At 48.8% G+C, this 16,862-nt stretch carries 14 protein-coding genes; 11 read left to right on the plus strand and 3 right to left on the minus strand.

Features of this window, described 5'->3' with window-relative positions; genetic code table 11:
• The first annotated feature begins 23 nt into the window (after window positions 1–23).
• From rnr to rpmG, 3 genes are all read left to right on the plus strand, one after another.
• Window positions 24–2,375 carry a ribonuclease R gene (rnr, locus tag ACN0VA_RS14330; RefSeq protein WP_417821812.1) on the plus strand — a complete coding sequence of 784 codons (2,352 nt, stop codon included), beginning with the start codon at window positions 24–26 and terminating at the stop codon, window positions 2,373–2,375.
• Window positions 2,376–2,430: 55 nt separating this feature from the next.
• Window positions 2,431–4,008 carry a S41 family peptidase gene (locus ACN0VA_RS14335; RefSeq protein ID WP_417821813.1) on the plus strand — a complete coding sequence of 526 codons (1,578 nt, stop codon included), beginning with the start codon at window positions 2,431–2,433 and terminating at the stop codon, window positions 4,006–4,008.
• 232 nt (window positions 4,009–4,240) lie between these two features.
• Window positions 4,241–4,408, plus strand: a complete 168-nt coding sequence (gene rpmG / locus ACN0VA_RS14340) for a 50S ribosomal protein L33 (RefSeq protein ID WP_028877909.1) — start codon at window positions 4,241–4,243, stop codon at window positions 4,406–4,408.
• Between the two features lie 98 nt (window positions 4,409–4,506).
• Here rpmG and ACN0VA_RS14345 read toward each other — a convergent pair whose 3' ends face one another.
• Together ACN0VA_RS14345 and gcvA are read right to left on the minus strand one after the other, a co-directional pair.
• Window positions 4,507–4,872, minus strand: a complete 366-nt coding sequence (locus tag ACN0VA_RS14345; RefSeq protein WP_417821814.1) for a response regulator — start codon at window positions 4,870–4,872, stop codon at window positions 4,507–4,509.
• Between the two features lie 150 nt (window positions 4,873–5,022).
• Window positions 5,023–5,916, minus strand: coding sequence for a transcriptional regulator GcvA (gene gcvA / locus ACN0VA_RS14350; protein ID WP_417821815.1), 894 nt, complete (start codon window positions 5,914–5,916; stop codon window positions 5,023–5,025).
• A gap of 130 nt (window positions 5,917–6,046) precedes the next feature.
• On the opposite strand from gcvA, the gene ACN0VA_RS14355 reads away from it, so the two are divergent.
• The 6 genes from ACN0VA_RS14355 to ACN0VA_RS14380 all read left to right on the plus strand — a co-directional run bounded on the left by ACN0VA_RS14355 (window position 6,047) and on the right by ACN0VA_RS14380 (window position 13,270).
• Window positions 6,047–7,225 carry an acyl-CoA dehydrogenase gene (locus tag ACN0VA_RS14355; protein WP_417821816.1) on the plus strand — a complete coding sequence of 393 codons (1,179 nt, stop codon included), beginning with the start codon at window positions 6,047–6,049 and terminating at the stop codon, window positions 7,223–7,225.
• Window positions 7,226–7,238: 13 nt separating this feature from the next.
• The gene (locus tag ACN0VA_RS14360; RefSeq protein WP_417821817.1) at window positions 7,239–8,468 is read left to right on the plus strand and encodes a CaiB/BaiF CoA transferase family protein; all 1,230 of its coding nucleotides are present in this window, start codon (window positions 7,239–7,241) and stop codon (window positions 8,466–8,468) included.
• Window positions 8,469–8,830: 362 nt separating this feature from the next.
• Window positions 8,831–9,934, plus strand: coding sequence for an ABC transporter ATP-binding protein (locus ACN0VA_RS14365; RefSeq protein ID WP_417821818.1), 1,104 nt, complete (start codon window positions 8,831–8,833; stop codon window positions 9,932–9,934).
• A 33-nt stretch (window positions 9,935–9,967) separates the two neighbouring features.
• On the plus strand, window positions 9,968–11,071 hold the full coding sequence (locus ACN0VA_RS14370) for an ABC transporter substrate-binding protein (protein WP_417821819.1): 1,104 nt from the start codon (window positions 9,968–9,970) through the stop codon (window positions 11,069–11,071).
• A gap of 92 nt (window positions 11,072–11,163) precedes the next feature.
• Window positions 11,164–12,438 (plus strand): ABC transporter permease, encoded by a 1,275-nt coding sequence (locus ACN0VA_RS14375; protein ID WP_417821820.1) that lies wholly within the window; start codon window positions 11,164–11,166, stop codon window positions 12,436–12,438.
• A gap of 7 nt (window positions 12,439–12,445) precedes the next feature.
• The gene (locus ACN0VA_RS14380) at window positions 12,446–13,270 is read left to right on the plus strand and encodes an ABC transporter permease (RefSeq protein ID WP_188662023.1); all 825 of its coding nucleotides are present in this window, start codon (window positions 12,446–12,448) and stop codon (window positions 13,268–13,270) included.
• Between the two features lie 18 nt (window positions 13,271–13,288).
• On the opposite strand, the gene ACN0VA_RS14385 is transcribed toward ACN0VA_RS14380, so the two are convergent.
• On the minus strand, window positions 13,289–13,840 hold the full coding sequence (locus ACN0VA_RS14385; protein ID WP_188662021.1) for a cupin domain-containing protein: 552 nt from the start codon (window positions 13,838–13,840) through the stop codon (window positions 13,289–13,291).
• Between the two features lie 202 nt (window positions 13,841–14,042).
• On the opposite strand from ACN0VA_RS14385, the gene ACN0VA_RS14390 reads away from it, so the two are divergent.
• Window positions 14,043–15,509, plus strand: coding sequence for an NAD-dependent succinate-semialdehyde dehydrogenase (locus ACN0VA_RS14390; protein WP_417821821.1), 1,467 nt, complete (start codon window positions 14,043–14,045; stop codon window positions 15,507–15,509).
• Between the two features lie 28 nt (window positions 15,510–15,537).
• Window positions 15,538–16,821 carry a 4-aminobutyrate--2-oxoglutarate transaminase gene (gabT, locus tag ACN0VA_RS14395; protein WP_417821822.1) on the plus strand — a complete coding sequence of 428 codons (1,284 nt, stop codon included), beginning with the start codon at window positions 15,538–15,540 and terminating at the stop codon, window positions 16,819–16,821.
• The last annotated feature ends 41 nt before the right edge of the window (window positions 16,822–16,862 follow it).

Consider the following 16,862-nt stretch of genomic DNA (forward strand, 5'->3'; position numbering starts at 1 on the left):
GCCTGAAAGAAATCCGTCATGCCATGTGGCTTGCGCGCGTGCGTGTAAACATTATATCTTTAAAAGATAGAACAGACACGCCGCCTTTTTGCGCCCCGACGGTTACAGGAAAGTACACCATTTTGAACGATACGCCGAGAAAACCCGTTCCGTTTCCCACGAAAAAACAAATTCTGGACTTTATCAAGGACGCCCCCGGCCAAGTGGGTAAACGTGAAATCGCGCGTGCCTTTGCCTTGAAGGGGCCTGCGAAAATCCAGTTGAAAAAAGTGCTCAAGGAATTGGAACTGGATGGGAAATTGGGTCGGGGGCGCCAACGCAGTCTTGCAACACCGGATACCTTGCCGGATGTAACGGTTTTGGAAATTACCGGAATTGATACGGATGGCGAACTTCTGGCACGGCCGTTGAGTTGGCAAGGCAAAGATCAACCGCCGAAAATCTATGTATCGCAATCGGGGGGGCGCGCCGCATATGGTTTGCGTGACCGTGTTTTATGCCGGATGCGCAAAATTTCGGCCAAAGAATATGAAGCACAGGTTATTCGCCAGATTTCCGAAGCTCCTTCGCGTGTTTTGGGGATTTATCAAGATGGGGGCGAAGGGGGACGTTTGGTCCCGACAGACCGTCGTGCCAAATCTGAATTTATTATTGCGCGGGAAAATGCAATGGACGCGGAAAGCGGCGAGCTTGTTTTATGTGAACCTTTGCCCGGTCGCGTGTTCGGTTTGAAACCGGCAAAAGTGGTTGAACGTTTGGGCGATACCAATCAACCCAAGGCGGTTTCTTTGGTTTGCATCCATGCCCATGATATCCCCACCGAATTTACAGAGGAAGCGGTTGCTCAAGCGGAAAACGCAAAAGCGGTGCCGTTGGGAAAACGTGTGGACCTGCGCAACATCCCCCTTGTCACCATTGACGGCGCGGATGCACGCGATTTTGATGATGCGGTTTTTGCCGAACCTGATAGCGACCCAAAAAACACAGGGGGATGGCATATCATCGTTGCGATTGCGGATGTGTCCCATTATGTGCGTGCGGGTGATGATTTGGATCGATGTGCCTATGAACGGGGCAATTCGGTTTATTTCCCGGATCGGGTGGTGCCGATGCTGCCCGAAGCCTTGTCCAACGGTTGGTGTTCCCTTGTCCCCCATGAAGATCGTGGTTGTGTCGCGGTCCATATGTGGATTGACGCTGATGGTCATTTGTTGAGACATAAGTTTGTCCGTGGTTTGATGCGTTCTCATGCCCGTTTTACCTATGAACAGGTTCAAATGGCGCGTGACGGCCAAACAGATGAAACAACGGCACCTTTGATGGATACGGTCATTAATCCGCTTTATGGCGCGTTTGAGAGCTTCCTGCGCTATCGTGAAGAACGTCATGTGCTGGAACTGGATGTGCCGGAACGTAAAATGTCTTTTGATGAAAACGGCAAAGTGGCTTCCATTGACAAGCGCGAACGCTTGGATAGTCATAAATTGATCGAAGAATTTATGATTACCGCCAATGTGGCAGCCGCTGAAGCACTGGAAGCCAAGCGCCAACCCTGTATGTATCGGGTTCACGACGCGCCGGGGCTGGATAAGATGGAAGCTTTGCGCCAGTTCCTCGGTTCACTGGATATCAAATTGGCAAAAGGACAATCACCAAGTCCGAAAATCTTCAACCGGATTTTGAAACAAGTAGAGGATACCGATCAGAATACGATGGTGAATACGGTCGTTTTACGATCGCAATCACAGGCCGAATATAACCCTGAAAATATAGGTCACTTTGGCTTGGCACTGCATCGTTATGCCCATTTCACGTCACCGATCCGGCGTTATTCCGATCTGTTGGTTCACCGTGCGCTTATTCGTGGCTATGGCCTTGGTGAAGGTGGATTGGAAGAAGGTGGGCGCGATTTTGCCGATATGGGGGAACATCTTTCCAAGACCGAACGCCGGGCAGCGGCTGCCGAACGCGATGCGATGGATCGTTATACGACCCTGTTCCTTGCCGATCGCGTCGGGGCGAGTTTTGGCGCACGGATCAATGGTGTAACGCGTTTTGGCTTGTTTGTGACGTTGGACGAAACCGGGGCAGACGGTCTGGTCCCGATCCGCAGTTTGCCACAGGATTATTACGACCATGATGAACAACTGCATATGCTGGTCGGCAAACGTGGTGGATTTACGTTCAGGCTGGGCCAACGTGTAGAAGCGAAATTGGTTGAAGCCGATACGATTACGGGCGGCATGGTCTTTCAGTTGGTTTTAAGCCCGGAAGACGTTGCAAAAGCAGCCAAACTTGGCCGTGGTGGCAATGATAAAAGGGGACCACGCAAAGGGCACCGCAAGACCCCAAAACACAAAAGACGTTCCCGTTAAGGCTTATCCGTATATGTAGCTGGCAAGAAATATATTTTTTTGGCACAATAAAAAGATGAAAAAGGTTCGTTCCTATAGACTCGCTGTTTTTGTCAGCTTCATGCTGATGGCTGGATGTTCGCCCGGTTTACATGTCACAGATCAGGTGCAGCAGGAAGATCATGCCAACGAAATCCGTCGCACTTTACCTCGTGATGAGGTGTCGGCCATTTTGGCGTCAGGGTTCTACACGATTTCCGAACGGGCTTTATCCACTGTATCGGTGCGTCAGTTGGGATTGGAAGGCATGCGTGGTCTGGCGACCATTGACCCGGAAATTTCGATTGTAGAAACCGATGGGGTCATCAAGGTTTGGTATGGTGATCAATGGATCAAGAGTGTGATCGAACCCTTGGCCTATGACAGTGAAAGCTGGGCGGATGCGGTTTATGAGGTCGTTCAGGCGGTCTGGTTTTATTCCAGTGATGTTGCCGCGACCAATGCAGAGCGTATTTATGAAGCCGTGTTTGATGCGGCTTTATCCAACCTTGATATCTTTTCGCGTTATGCGGGCTCCCATGAAGCCGAAGGAAATCGTGACCGCCGCGAAGGGTTTGGTGGGTTGAATATGACCTTGCACAAAATTGATGAGCGTTTTTTAGTCAACCGCGTTGATCGAGACGGCCCCGCCTATGAAGCCGGTGTACGCAAAGGCGATATGTTGATTATGGTGAATAATGAAGCCGTGATTGGACATAGTCTGCATGACGTTAATGAGATGCTGCGCGGTAAAGTACAAACCGAAGTCGCCTTGCAAATCGAACGCCCGTCAACCGGGATTACGCAAGAAGTCTTTGCATGGCGCGAACTGGTGATTGCGCAAACGGTATGGGCGGATTATGACGATGGTGTTTTGACGCTGCGGGTTGCCCGTTTTAATGAAAAAACATTGAGCAGCCTGTCTCAGGATATCGAAGATGCGGTTCTGATGCATGGCGAGGCCCTGAAAGGTATTGTTCTTGATTTACGGGGTAACCCCGGCGGATTGTTGAAGCGGGCCGTACAGGTGGCGGATTTGTTCATTTCAGGCGGGCGGATTATTTCGACAAAAGGGCGTCATCCCGATAGTTTTGAAATATTTGAGGCCGACCCGCGCGATATAACCAATGGGCGAGCTGTTGTTGTTTTGCTAAACGGGAAAAGCGCGTCGGCTTCTGAAATTGTTGCCGCTGCCCTGCAAGATCGTCAGCGTGCGGTCATTGTTGGCAGTTCCTCTTATGGTAAGGGAACGGTTCAGTCTGTACAACGCTTGCCCAATGATGGCGAGATTACAATTACATGGTCACGCTTGGTTGCCCCCAGCGGATATAGTTTTCATGGACTGGGTGTGCGCCCCAGCGTTTGTACAAGCGGCATCAAATACGACAAGGACAGAGGACCGGCTTTGTCGGAAAGCAATGGTAGCGATTTGCTGACCCGTTGGCGGACTGTCGGGCTGGATGATCGTCAGGGACGTAAACAATTACGTCAAACCTGTCGCCCCGATAGTAGCAAGAAAGAGATAGATATGGCGGTTGCGCGCAATCTGGTCCTTGATCCCGGTCTTTATCAACGTTTTACCGGATCCACGACGCTGGCAACACTGGCGCAGTAAGGGATCGGGAATCGACTTTTATTTTGTCTCGAATTTCCTGATTTAGACGAAGATAAAGAGGGTGTCCAAGTTAAAATTACCAGTCATTTGCAGTGGCTTTTGATTATATTGTGCCATAGAGGGTGATAGAAACTGAAATTGTCATAAAAACGTACAAAGCGTCTTGACATCACGAAAAATGCCTGTATTGTCCGGCCCTCACAGACGCATTTTTGCTACAGGAATAAGTAAGATGGCTAAGCCGACCACCATTCAGGTTAGACTGGTAAGCACCGCTGACACGGGCTATTTCTATGTAACTAAGAAAAACCCGCGTAATATCACCGAGAAGCTGGAATTCCGCAAATACGACCCGGTGGTACGCAAGCATGTGCTGTTCAAAGAAGCGAAGATTAAATAATCCAAGCTGATTTGTACCAGAATTTATAAAAAAGGTTTCGATTATGTCGGAACCTTTTTTTGTGCTTAGAGTCTGGGAAGGAATGTATTTAGGATGCTTTATACCAGAAAATCTGCAACGGCTTGCAAAAAGCGCGGGACCGAAATGGGCTTTGACAAATAGCCGTCGCAACCACCCTTGAGAATTTTTTCTTCATCGCCTTTCATGGCAAATGCCGTGACAGCAAGAATGGGGATATGCTTCAGAGTGTCATCGCTTTTCAGTTTTTGTGTGATGTCCAGACCGGAAATTTCCGGTAACTGAATATCCATGACAATAAGATCGGGTTTGTGTTGACGCACTAAGTCCTCTGCGTCATGTCCGCTGTATGTCTGAATGGTGTTATAGTCATGCGCTTGTAGAAGGTCATTGAACAGTTTCATGTTCATCTGGTTATCTTCAACAATCAGGATGGTTTTTGACATTCTTATGCGTAGCTCTGTTTACAGCTCATTATTTATTCGGCGAATAGGACGTTTTTATTAATATATCAGATATCCTTAAAAGGGGAGGTGAAAAAGATAAAAAGTGAAATTATGTGTATTATCTATTAAATCACATTTTATAAAAGTTATTCAATTTTCAGTTAAGTTAATGCTATCGATCCAGGCGCCAAAGGCTTTTACTTTTTCCGTTTTTTTCTTTTTGGCCGTTGTTACTAAATAATATCCGCGTTGGCTCTGGATTTCCGGCCCAAAGGGGGAAATGAGCCGACCTGAGGTCAGCTCATCTTCAATAAACATCGGGGGAACGATTGCGATACCCAGACCGGAAAGAGCCGCGCGGATCATCATGGAAAAGGTTTCAAAGGTTGGGCCGGTAATGCGTGATTTGGTCGTGACATCTTGGTGGGCGAGCCATTCCGGCCATGCGTACATGCGGGTTTGCAGGTTCAAGAGACTGAAATCCAGTACGTCTTTGGGTTCTAACCCCGTGCGTCCGTCTACGAGGGAGGGGGCGCAGGCGGCAACGACAGTTTCATCAATTAGTTTTTTGATCTCGACATCCGGCCAGTTGCCATCGCCATGTTGAATCGCGATATCGACATCCTGTGTGGTGAAATCGAATGCGGTTAGGCCTGTGGTCAGGTTCAATTGTATGTTGGGGTGTTTCTGGGTAAAGCGATTGAGCTTCGGGATTAACCAGCGAGACCCGAATGTCGGAAAGGTTCCGACATTGAGGCGGATATCGTTTTGATCGCTGGTGATCAATTTTAAGGTTTCGCTTTCCAGTGCATTCAAATGGGTACTGACGGTTTCGGCGTAATTGATGCCTTCTTCGGTCAATTCCAGTTTCTTTTTAATGCGGTGGAAAAGTTCAGCTTGGACAAATTCTTCAAGATTGCGCACCTGTCTGCTGACAGCACTCTGTGTGAGGTTGAGTTCCTCGGCAGCGCGTGTGAAATTCAGATGACGCGCAGACGCGTCAAAGCAAAGCAAGGAGGTGAAAGTCGGCAGGTGGCGTCGCATCGATTTTGAAAGCCTTTGAATATTATCATTCATAAAATGAATGAAACCATGAAAAAACATCGCTTTTATTTTAATTTATCATCATTTAAATGAATGATTAAGTGATTTAACCAATTTTGAGGAAAAGTTTATGGCCGCCAAGGTATCTTTTAAGTGGGAAGACCCGTTCCTGTTTGACGATCAACTGACAGAAGAAGAACGCATGGTACGTGACAGTGCACGTGCATTCTGCGACGACAAATTGATGCCGCGTATTCTGGAAGCCAATCGAAACGAAACATTTGATCGTGAAATTATGAATGAATTTGGCGAGCTCGGCTTGCTGGGTTGTACCATTCCTGAAGAATACGGTTGTGCGGGTATGAGCAACGTCTGTTACGGCCTGATCGGTCGTGAAGTTGAACGTGTTGATTCCGGTTATCGTTCGGCAATGAGTGTACAGTCTTCTTTGGTGATGCACCCGATTTACGCATATGGTTCCGAAGAACAGCGCAAAAAATATCTGCCGAAACTGGCAACGGGTGAAATGGTCGGTTGTTTCGGTTTGACCGAGCCGGATCATGGCTCTGACCCGGGCAGCATGAAAACACGTGCTGAAAAAGTGGATGGCGGTTACCTGTTGACCGGTAACAAGATGTGGATCACCAATTCCCCCATCGCTGATATCGCGGTTGTGTGGGCGAAACTGGATGGTGTGATCCGTGGTTTTGTTGTTGAACGCGGTACGGAAGGTTTCTCAACACCGAAGATCGAAGGTAAAATGAGCCTGCGTGCATCCATCACCGGTGAAATCGTTCTTGATAACGCGTTTGTACCGGATGAAAACTTGTTGCCCAATGTTCAAGGTCTTGCCGGTCCGTTCGGTTGCTTGAATAAAGCGCGTTATGGCATTGCATGGGGTGCGTTGGGTGCTGCAGAATATTGCTGGCATGCCGCGCGTCAATATGGTCTTGATCGCAAACAGTTTAATCGACCGTTGGCGCAGAACCAATTGTTCCAGAATAAACTTGCAACCATGCAGGTTGAAATTACGTTGGGCTTGCAAGCTGCCTTGCGTGTTGGTCGTTTGATGGATGAAGACAATTGTGCGGTCGAAAATATCTCGATCATCAAAAGCAACAATGTGAACAAGTCGTTGGAAATTGCCCGAATGGCGCGTGATATGCACGGCGGTAACGGTATTTCTGACGAGTTCCACGTGATCCGCCACATGGTGAACTTGGAAACCGTAAATACCTACGAAGGAACGTACGATATTCACCGCTTGATTTTGGGACGTGCCCAAACAGGCCTACAAGCATTCTTTTAAGAAGAGAGCTTAGATGAGCGGACCACTTTCACATATTCGCGTTCTTGATCTGTCTCGTATTCTGGCTGGCCCTTGGGCCAGTCAGACGCTGGGCGATTTGGGGGCAGAGATTATTAAAATCGAACGCCCGCAAGTCGGGGATGATACCCGTCAATGGGGGCCACCCTATATCAAGGATGAAGACGGCAACGATACCCGTGATGCGGCTTATTATATGTCGGCAAATCGCAATAAGCGTTCTGTCGCCATTGATATGGCCGCACCGGACGGGCAAGCCCTGATCCGTGATTTGGTCGCGCATTGTGATGTGGTGATTGAAAATTTCAAAGTCGGTGGTCTGAAGAAATACGGCCTCGATTATGACAGTCTTAAAAAAATAAAGCCCGATCTGGTTTATTGTTCAATTACCGGGTTTGGGCAAACAGGTCCGTATGCCAATCGGGCCGGTTATGATTTTCTAATTCAGGGTATGGGCGGTTTGATGAGTGTCACCGGCCAACCTGGCAATGGGCCTGAGGCTGGTCCGGTAAAAGTCGGCGTGGCTTTGTCCGACGTAATGACCGGGCTTTATGCTGTCATTGGTGTGCAAGCGGCGCTTGCACACCGTGATCGCACAGGTGAAGGCCAACACGTCGATCTTGCGTTGCTGGATGTTCAGGTGGCAACCCTTGCCAATCAAGCTATGAATTATCTGGCGAGTGGTAATGCACCCGGATTGATGGGGAACGCGCATCCCAATATTGTGCCGTATCAGGCGTTTGCAACATCGGATGGTCATATGATTTTGGCTGTGGGCAATGACAATCAATTTGCCAAGTTTTGCAAGGTAGCTGGTATGCCGGAACTGGCCGAAGATGAACGTTTCACCACGAATGCCTCCCGAGTGAAGTATCGGGACGAGCTGGTGCCCATCTTGCGCGAACGCATAGTCAAGGACGAACTGGACTGGTGGATTTCGCAATTGGAAACAGCCCATGTCCCATGTGGGCCGATCAATACGATTGATCGTGTGTTTGCCGACCCACAAGTACAAGCGCGTGACATGAAGGTTGAACTTGATCATCCGGTGGCGGGGAAGGTGCCGAGTGTCGGGTCCCCGTTGAAGTTTTCAAACAGTCCTGTTGAGTATCGTAATGCGCCACCAGTTTTGGCGGCAGATACGAAAGACGTGCTGGAAAGCGTTCTATCGTTGAGCGAGGATGAAATTACCAAGCTTACAGAGCGAGGAATCGTTCAACAGTAGACTTGTCGGGGCAGGCGCAAGGCGTCAGGAATCATAAAAAGGAAATGCGGGGATGGGGTGTCTCTGTATTGGTTTTGGCTTCAAAGAACGCAGAAAAGCGGGCTTTGAGCGATTAAAATGCAGGCTTTTATAGAACAATTAGCAGGCAAAGGCGATGGTCTTTGCCTGTTTTTTGTGCAGTGAAAAAAGATGCACAAAAAATATGACATTTTTAAGAATTGTGTATTGAAATAATAAACGTTCTGTGTTCTGATTTGCAAAATGATTAAACGGGAAGTGGAAGCCTTTTCACTTAATAAAAACAATATAACAGAAAAGGCGCTACTTTTGAGGATAAATCCGATTAAGGGGTACGTTGAGTAATGACGGCAAGCGCGAATGATCCATTGGTTCGTTTTGTAAATGTACAAAAGACCTATGATGGTGAAAATCTGGTTGTAAAAAACCTGAACCTAGATATTGAGCGTGGCGAGTTTCTAACGCTGCTGGGACCAAGTGGATCAGGCAAAAGTACCTGTTTGATGATGTTAGCGGGTTTTGAAACGCCGACGCATGGGGATATTTTGCTGCAAGGCAATGCCATTAACAATGTGCCGCCGCATAAGCGTGATATCGGGGTTGTCTTTCAGAACTACGCCCTGTTCCCGCACATGAGTGTTGTTGAAAATGTGGCTTTTCCCCTGACGGTTCGCAAAATGAACAAGACGGATGCCAAGGCAAAGGCGCAACGTGCGCTGGATATGGTGCAGCTTGGTGAATTTGGGGAACGTCGTCCCGGTCAGCTCTCAGGTGGGCAGCAACAACGTGTTGCATTGGCTCGTGCCTTGGTTTTCGAACCACAACTGGTTTTAATGGATGAGCCTTTGGGTGCGTTGGATAAAAAACTCCGTGAGCAAATGCAGATCGAGATCAAGCATATCCATGAAAGCCTTGGTGTGACGATGGTGTTTGTGACCCATGATCAGGATGAAGCCTTGACCATGTCTGACCGTGTAGCGGTGTTCAATGACGGGATTATTCAACAGATTGATGATCCGGCGACGCTTTATGAATGTCCACAAAACAGTTTTGTTGCGAACTTTATCGGTGAAACAAACACCTTGTGTGGCGAGATTGTTTCTTCTGACAATCAGGCCTGCGCCGTGCAATTACCCAATGGGGTTAAGATCACAGCGCAAAATATCGCTGGGCATGGGGCCGGGGTGCAAACGGCGGTTTCCTTGCGCCCGGAACGGGTTCAACTGAATGATGTCAAACCCGATTTCACCAATGTATTTGAAGCAACTGTGATAGAGACGATCTATCACGGAAACCATGTTCGTGTTGCCCTTGATGTCGGGGGGCAAAAAGATTTTCGCGCTATGGTGCGAGCCGGAAACATCCATGCGGATTTGAATCCGGGACATAAGCTCTATGTGGGCTTTTCAGCTGATGACTGTCGGGCACTAGACCCCGCATCAGCTTAATTTGGGAAGGTGGGGCGGTCGAGGGCCTTTGTTATGAATGACCGTATTCACCCTTTAATCACCCTGTCAAATGAAGAGAAAGGGAACTTCATGTCTGTAAAAAAATTGCTTTCTGTTACGATTGCTGCCGGCGCACTTGTGGCCGGTCTGTCCGTAAATGCACAAGCACGTGACCTGACCGTTGTCGGTTGGGGCGGTGCGTCGCAGGAAGTCCACCGTAATGTTTATTTTGAACCGTTTTCCAAAAAATCCGGCGTTGCTTTGACGGAAGACAGCTATAATGGCGGTCTGGCAAAGATCAAGGCAATGGTTGATACAAATTCCGTTACTTGGGATGCTTTGCTGGTTGAAGCGCCGGAACTGCTGCGCGGTTGTGAGAACGGTTTGTTCGAACCGATGGCGTGGGACAAAATCGGTAAAAAAGATGATTTCATCGACGCAGCGGTCAGTGATTGCGGCGTTGGTTCTTATGTTTGGTCCATCGCATTGGCTTATGATGGCGATGTTCTGAAAGATGGCCCGAAAAGCTGGGCAGATTTCTGGGATGTAAAGAAATTCGAAGGTAAACGTGGCATGCGTAAAGGCGCCAAGTTTAATCTGGAAATCGCTTTGATGGCGGATGGCGTTGCCCCCGGTGACGTTTATGAAGTTCTGGGAACACCGGAAGGTCAAAAACGCGCTTTTGCCAAACTGGATGCATTAAAAGAACATATCCAGTGGTGGGAAGCTGGTGCGCAGCCGCCGGAATGGCTTGCATCTGGTGATGTTGTGATGACAACAGCCTATAATGGCCGTATCACGAATGCCAATAAAGAAGGCAAAAACTTCCAGATCTCTTGGGATGGTCAAATCTATGCAGTTGATAGCTGGGCTGTCGTCAAAGGGTCGGAAAACAAAGATAAAGCCTTTGATTTTGTTGCCTTTGCATCTGCTAAAGACAACCAAGCGAAGTTCCCGGAAGGTATTCCTTACGGTGTGACCAACAAAGGTGCGATTGCAGCGTTGCCCGAAGCCCTTGGCAATCAGTTGCCGACTGCTGAAGCCAACCTGAAAAACGCCTTGGCAAACGATACAGAGTTCTGGATTGATTTTGAAGACGAACTCAACGAACGTTTCAATTCCTGGGCTGCGAAATAAGCACCCGGTGGTAAAGAGAGGGGGAGCCTCCCTCTCTCTTCACCTTTTTTGATTGAGCCAAATTGTCCACCCTAACGAAGCGGTAAAGAACAATGGATCAGGCACCAGCCTTAACAGCATCGCAATCGGATGTTTTGCCTCAGGAGGAAAATGGCCTTCCTCTTAAGGTAAAGCTCAGACGCGCTGAGCGGATGAAGAAAATTCGTGCAATGGCGCTTATTGCACCTTTGTTTATTTTCACTTTGCTCATTTTTGCCATTCCGATCGGTATTATGCTTGTGCGCTCTATCGATAACCCGGAAGTGGTTTCTTATCTGCCCAACACCAAGGTAGAACTGGATAAATGGTCGGGTGAAGGTATGCCGCCGCAAACCTTGACGGCAATTTTTGCAACGGATCTGGTGCAGGCTTACCATGATAAGACGGCAGCCACTGTCGGCAAGCGCTTGAATTATGATGTTTCGGGCATGCGATCCTTAATTATGCGCACGGCTCGTAAATTCAAAAGCCATGTGCCCGTTGATGCGACGCTGGATACATTTGTGAAAGCAGACAAACGCTGGAAACAGGAAAAGTACTGGAATGCCTTGAAACGGGCATCGGGTTCCCTGACGCCGTTTTACCTGCTGAGTGCGGTTGATAAGAAGATTGATGATAAGGGTGACATTGTAAACGTATCTGAAGGTCAGGCGATTTATGTAAATATCTTCTGGCGCACGATCTGGATTGCCGGTGTCGTTACGGTTATCAGCTTGTTACTGGGGTTCCCCATTGCCTATCTGTTGGCCAATACGTCTTCAAAAGTGTCTAATACATTAATGTTCTGTGTGTTGCTGCCCTTTTGGACATCTTTGCTGGTGCGCACAAGTGCATGGGTTGTCCTGCTGCAAAGGAATGGGATCGTAAACAGTTCTCTCATGAATTTGGGCCTGATTGATGAACCATTGACCTTGCTGTTTGCTAGACCGGGGGTTTACATTGGTTTTATCCACTTGTTGCTGCCCTTTGTGATTTTGCCGCTTTACAGTGTGATGAAATCCATTTCACCGGGTTATATGCGGGCCGCAGAAAGTCTAGGCGCACATCCCGCTGTTGCGTTTGTCCGGGTGTATTTGCCGCAAACACTGCCCGGGATCGGGGCAGGTGGGGTCTTGGCCTTTATTCTGGCCATTGGTTACTATATTACGCCTGCCTTGATCGGTGGTCCGCAAGATCAGATGCTCAGCTATTTCATTGCCAACCACGCCAACAGTACGTTGAATTGGGGCTTGGCCTCGGCGTTGGGGATGATCTTGCTTGGCTCAACATTGATACTCTTTACCATCTATAACCGACTGACCGGTGCGTCCGGCGTGAAAATGGGGTGATTTAATCATGCAGTTACAACCATACGCCACAACCGGCCAGAAAATCTGGCATTATACGTTCCTGACGATTGCTGGAGGGGGGCTGCTGTTTCTGGTCCTGCCTATTCTGGTCATTATTCCGCTGTCGTTTAATTCAACCAGTTTCTTGAGCTATCCGCTCAGTGGGTTTTCTTTTCGCTGGTATGAAGAGGTCTTTACCTCTGACGTCTGGGTCAATGCCATTCAAAACAGTTTGATGATTGGTGCGGCTTCTGCCTTTTTTGCAACTGTGCTGGGGACGCTGGCGGCGATGGGCCTGACGCGAACCGATTTCAGGGGGAAAGGTGCGGTCAATGCCTTGTTGGTTTCACCAATGATCGTGCCGATTGTGATCTCTGCATTGGGTCTTTATTTCTTCTTTGCCGAACTGGGATTGAATGCGACCTACACAGGGCTGATTTTGGCGCACACTGCCTTGGGCGCACCGTTCGTGGTGATCACTGTTACGGCGACTTTGCAAGGGTTTGACAATAACATGATCCGTGCGGCTGCCAGTCTGGGGGCCAATCCGGTCACGGTTTTCTTCACGGTTGTTTTGCCATTGATTTTGCCGGGGGTGGTATCCGGTGCATTGTTTGCCTTTGCCACCTCGTTTGACGAAGTTGTGGTCGTGCTGTTCAGCGCAGGCCCGGAACAACGCACATTGCCGCGCCAGATGTTTGACGGCATTAAGGAAAATATCACACCGGCGATTATGGCGGCGGCGACTTTGTTGATTGTGTTTGCCTTTGCCCTGTTGACGGTTCTGGAATATCTGCGTCGTCGTTCGGAAAAATTGAACGGAGCGTCTTAAGGAAAGGGAGCCTGCAAATCAGATGTATGGCGGTGTACAGGCGCTGATAACCTCACAGGGTTCATTGCTTGTATTATGAAAACGGTGGGGGACGGTACTATCAAATAGATAGGATTCCCCTTTTCGTAAAACCCGTTTTTGATCGCCGACCGTCAGTTCGACACATCCGCTGATCACAATCCCGCCTTCGGTGGAATTATGGCGCAGCATGGTTTTACCGGTATCGGCACCGGGTTCGTAGGTTTCACAAAGAATTTGCAAGTTGTAACGTTTGGCATCGCCGACTTGTAAGAAAGAAAGGTTTTTGCTGGTGCTGAGTTCGCGCAGTTCGTCAGGTTTGAAAAAGACTTTGTCGTTTGGGTGCGCTTCGGTGGCAAAAAAGTCGGATAAATCCATTGGAATACCTTCCAGGATTTTGCGCAACATGGAGACGGAAGGGCTGTTTTGATTTTTTTCGATTAGGGAAATTGTCCCGTTTGTAACACCGGCGCGACGTGCCAATTCCCGTTGGGAAAGCTTGTGTTCGCTACGGACTTGGCGCAAGCGTTGCCCAAGGTCGAAATCATCCATAGTCTATCTTCTCCTGTTTAGTCTTTCGCTTGTTAAACGGTAGCGTTTTGAACAAGTTGTTCGATTATAAAAGGAAAATAATAAACAAATAAAGCCTCTTGTTTAAAAAAATAAACGTGCTACTGTGATGTTTAATATTTAACTAATTTGTGTCTATTTTGAATGGAAAAAATAAACGACACAACTTGTAATGGAGATGCAAATGAAATTGGCGGATCAGGGTTTATTCAAGACTGATGGTTATATCGATGGTGCGTGGGTGCAGAGCGTGCAGGCACAGACATTTGATGTTTTAAATCCGGCAACCGGGGACAAACTGGCGAGTGTGGCTGATATGGGGGCCGTGGAAACACGTCAAGCCATTGAAGCCGCTGATCGTGCGTTTGGTCCGTGGAAGTCCTTGATCGCCAAAGAACGTGCCAATATTTTGCGCAAGTGGTTCAACCTGATTTTGGAAAATCAGGAAGACCTCGCCCAACTCATGACGGCAGAACAGGGAAAACCCTTGGCCGAAGCCCGTGGTGAAGTGATTTATGGGGCATCCTTTGTGGAATGGTTTGCTGAAGAAGGCAAACGGATGTATGGCGATGTGATCCCATCTCATGGTGCAGACAAACGCATCACGGTTTTAAAACAACCGATCGGCGTTGTTGCCGCCATTACACCGTGGAACTTTCCTAATGCGATGATTACACGCAAGGTGGCGCCCGCCTTGGCGGCGGGTTGCACCGTTGTGGTTAAGCCGGGTGAAGATACACCGCTTTCTGCATTGGCTTTGGCCGAACTGGCTGAACGCGCAGGTATGCCAAAGGGCGTCTTTAACGTCGTCACAGGATGTAAAGCCAACGCTGCGGCAATTGGTGGGGAAATGACATCTAACCCGATTGTGAAAAAGCTGTCTTTCACCGGCTCTACACCGGTTGGCAAATTGTTGATGAAACAATGTGCAGATCAGGTCAAAAAAGTTTCGTTGGAATTGGGCGGCAACGCACCGTTCATCGTCTTTGATGACGCCGATCTGGATGCGGCTGTTGCCGGGGCGATGGCGTCCAAATATCGCAATGCAGGCCAAACCTGTGTCTGTGCAAACCGCCTTTATGTTCAGGCCGGTGTCTATGATGCTTTTGCCGCCAAACTGGCGGAAGCTGTTGAAAAAATGCAGGTCGGTAACGGTGTGGATGATGGGGTGACCCAAGGTCCGTTGATCAACGAAGCAGCTGTTACAAAGGTGGAAGGTCTGGTCCAGGACGCACAGGAAAAAGGTGCGACGGTTGTGACTGGCGGGGCGCGTCATACCTTGGGCGGGACGTTCTTTCAACCAACCATTTTAACAGGCGTTACCGGCGATATGCGCATTGCCAGCGAAGAGATCTTCGGCCCTGTGGCCCCGCTTTATAAATTTGAAAGCGAAGAAGAAGTTATCCGCGCGGCAAACGATACACCTTATGGCTTGGCTGCTTATTTTTACGCCCGTGATATCGGGCGTGTTTGGCGTGTTTCCGAAGGTTTGGAATATGGCATTGTCGGGATCAACGAAGGCATTATCTCAACCGAAGCCGCCCCGTTTGGTGGGGTAAAAGAATCTGGTATCGGTCGGGAAGGCTCCAAATACGGTCTCGATGATTTTATCGAAGTTAAATACCTGTGTCTCGGCGGGATTGACCGCTGATCTTTGGGAATGGAAAGGAAATAAAAATATGTCTCTCTCATCTGATTTGAAAGATCGTCGCCTCAAGGCTATCCCGCAAGGGGTCGGCAATTTGACCTCTATTTTCACACAACGTGCAGATAACGCGGAACTGTGGGATGTCGAAGGTAAACGCTATGTCGATTTTGCCAGCGGGATTGCGGTGTTGAATACAGGTCATTGTAACCCCAAAATCATGGCAGCTGCCAAAGAGCAGATGGACCGTTTTACCCATACCTGTTTCCACGTTGCCATGTATGACAAGTATGTCGAGTTGGCAGAAAAATTAAATGAAATTACACCGGGTGATCATGCCAAGAAATCCATGTTGGTTTCTACGGGTGCCGAAGCTGTGGAAAATGCGATTAAAATTGCGCGTTCTTATACGGGGCGTCCGGCGGTTATCGCGTTTAATGGTGCGTTTCACGGTCGCACCTTGTTGGGAATGGGGCTGACCGGTAAGGTTACGCCTTACAAGAAAGGGTTTGCACCCTTCCCGACAGAACTGTATCACGCACCATTCCCCGGCGGATATCGCGGTTGCGATATCGAAGAAGCCATCGCGGGTCTGGAAGAATTGTTCCGTTCCGACATTGACCCAGCTCGTGTTGCTGCTTTCATTATCGAACCCGTTCAGGGCGAAGGCGGTTTCAATCCGGTTCCGGCAGAATTTATGCAGGCCTTGCGTAAAATTGCCGATGAACATGGCATTTTGCTGATCTGTGATGAAATTCAGACAGGCTTTGCCCGTACAGGCAAGATGTTTGCCACAGAATATGCGGGTATTATCCCAGATATGATGACCTTGGCAAAAAGTCTGGCCGGTGGTTTCCCGTTGTCTGCGGTTGTTGGTCGTGCCGATGTGATGGATGCGGTTCATCCTGGTGGCCTCGGTGGTACCTATGCGGGCTTCCCGCCAGCATGTGCGGCGGCGTTGGCTGCGATTGAGGTTATCGAGGAAGAAAAACTGTGTGAACGTGCCGTGGCTCTTGGTGATAAAATTCAAGGTCGTTTCAAGGCAATGGCAGAAGCCAAGTTTGATTGCATCGGTGATGTGCGTGGTCTGGGTGCAATGGTCGCGATGGAGCTGGTCAAAGACCGTAAGGCAAAAACACCGGATGCCGATGTAACCAAAGCCCTGTTGGCAGAAGCGGAAAAACGCGGTTTGATCCTGCTGTCCTGCGGGACATACGGCAACGTGGTTCGCGTTCTTGTTCCCTTGACAGTCAGTGATGCTGTTTTGGAAGAAGGATTGAATATTTTAGAAGAATCTTTGGTAGCAGCCCTCTCCTAGAAACTCCCGTGCTGCTATAACTTGCCTGCAACGGACCACCC

Origin of the sequence: Terasakiella sp. (genome assembly GCF_048267425.1) — a bacterium.
Taxonomy (GTDB): domain Bacteria; phylum Pseudomonadota; class Alphaproteobacteria; order Rhodospirillales; family Terasakiellaceae; genus Terasakiella.

Excerpts from the sequence above, each read along its gene's own strand:
- ACN0VA_RS14345 (WP_417821814.1), bottom strand. The coding sequence starts at position 4,872 with ATGTCAAAAACCATCCTGATTGTTGAAGATAACCAGATGAACATGAAA.
- ACN0VA_RS14360 (WP_417821817.1), top strand. The coding sequence starts at position 7,239 with ATGAGCGGACCACTTTCACATATTCGCGTTCTTGATCTGTCTCGTATT.
- rnr (WP_417821812.1), top strand. The coding sequence starts at position 24 with ATGTGGCTTGCGCGCGTGCGTGTAAACATTATATCTTTAAAAGATAGA.
- ACN0VA_RS14370 (WP_417821819.1), top strand. The coding sequence starts at position 9,968 with ATGAATGACCGTATTCACCCTTTAATCACCCTGTCAAATGAAGAGAAA.
- ACN0VA_RS14380 (WP_188662023.1), top strand. The coding sequence starts at position 12,446 with ATGCAGTTACAACCATACGCCACAACCGGCCAGAAAATCTGGCATTAT.
- gabT (WP_417821822.1), top strand. The coding sequence starts at position 15,538 with ATGTCTCTCTCATCTGATTTGAAAGATCGTCGCCTCAAGGCTATCCCG.
- rpmG (WP_028877909.1), top strand. The coding sequence starts at position 4,241 with ATGGCTAAGCCGACCACCATTCAGGTTAGACTGGTAAGCACCGCTGAC.
- ACN0VA_RS14390 (WP_417821821.1), top strand. The coding sequence starts at position 14,043 with ATGAAATTGGCGGATCAGGGTTTATTCAAGACTGATGGTTATATCGAT.
- ACN0VA_RS14385 (WP_188662021.1), bottom strand. The coding sequence starts at position 13,840 with ATGGATGATTTCGACCTTGGGCAACGCTTGCGCCAAGTCCGTAGCGAA.
- ACN0VA_RS14355 (WP_417821816.1), top strand. The coding sequence starts at position 6,047 with ATGGCCGCCAAGGTATCTTTTAAGTGGGAAGACCCGTTCCTGTTTGAC.
- ACN0VA_RS14335 (WP_417821813.1), top strand. The coding sequence starts at position 2,431 with ATGAAAAAGGTTCGTTCCTATAGACTCGCTGTTTTTGTCAGCTTCATG.
- ACN0VA_RS14375 (WP_417821820.1), top strand. The coding sequence starts at position 11,164 with ATGGATCAGGCACCAGCCTTAACAGCATCGCAATCGGATGTTTTGCCT.
- gcvA (WP_417821815.1), bottom strand. The coding sequence starts at position 5,916 with ATGCGACGCCACCTGCCGACTTTCACCTCCTTGCTTTGCTTTGACGCG.
- ACN0VA_RS14365 (WP_417821818.1), top strand. The coding sequence starts at position 8,831 with ATGACGGCAAGCGCGAATGATCCATTGGTTCGTTTTGTAAATGTACAA.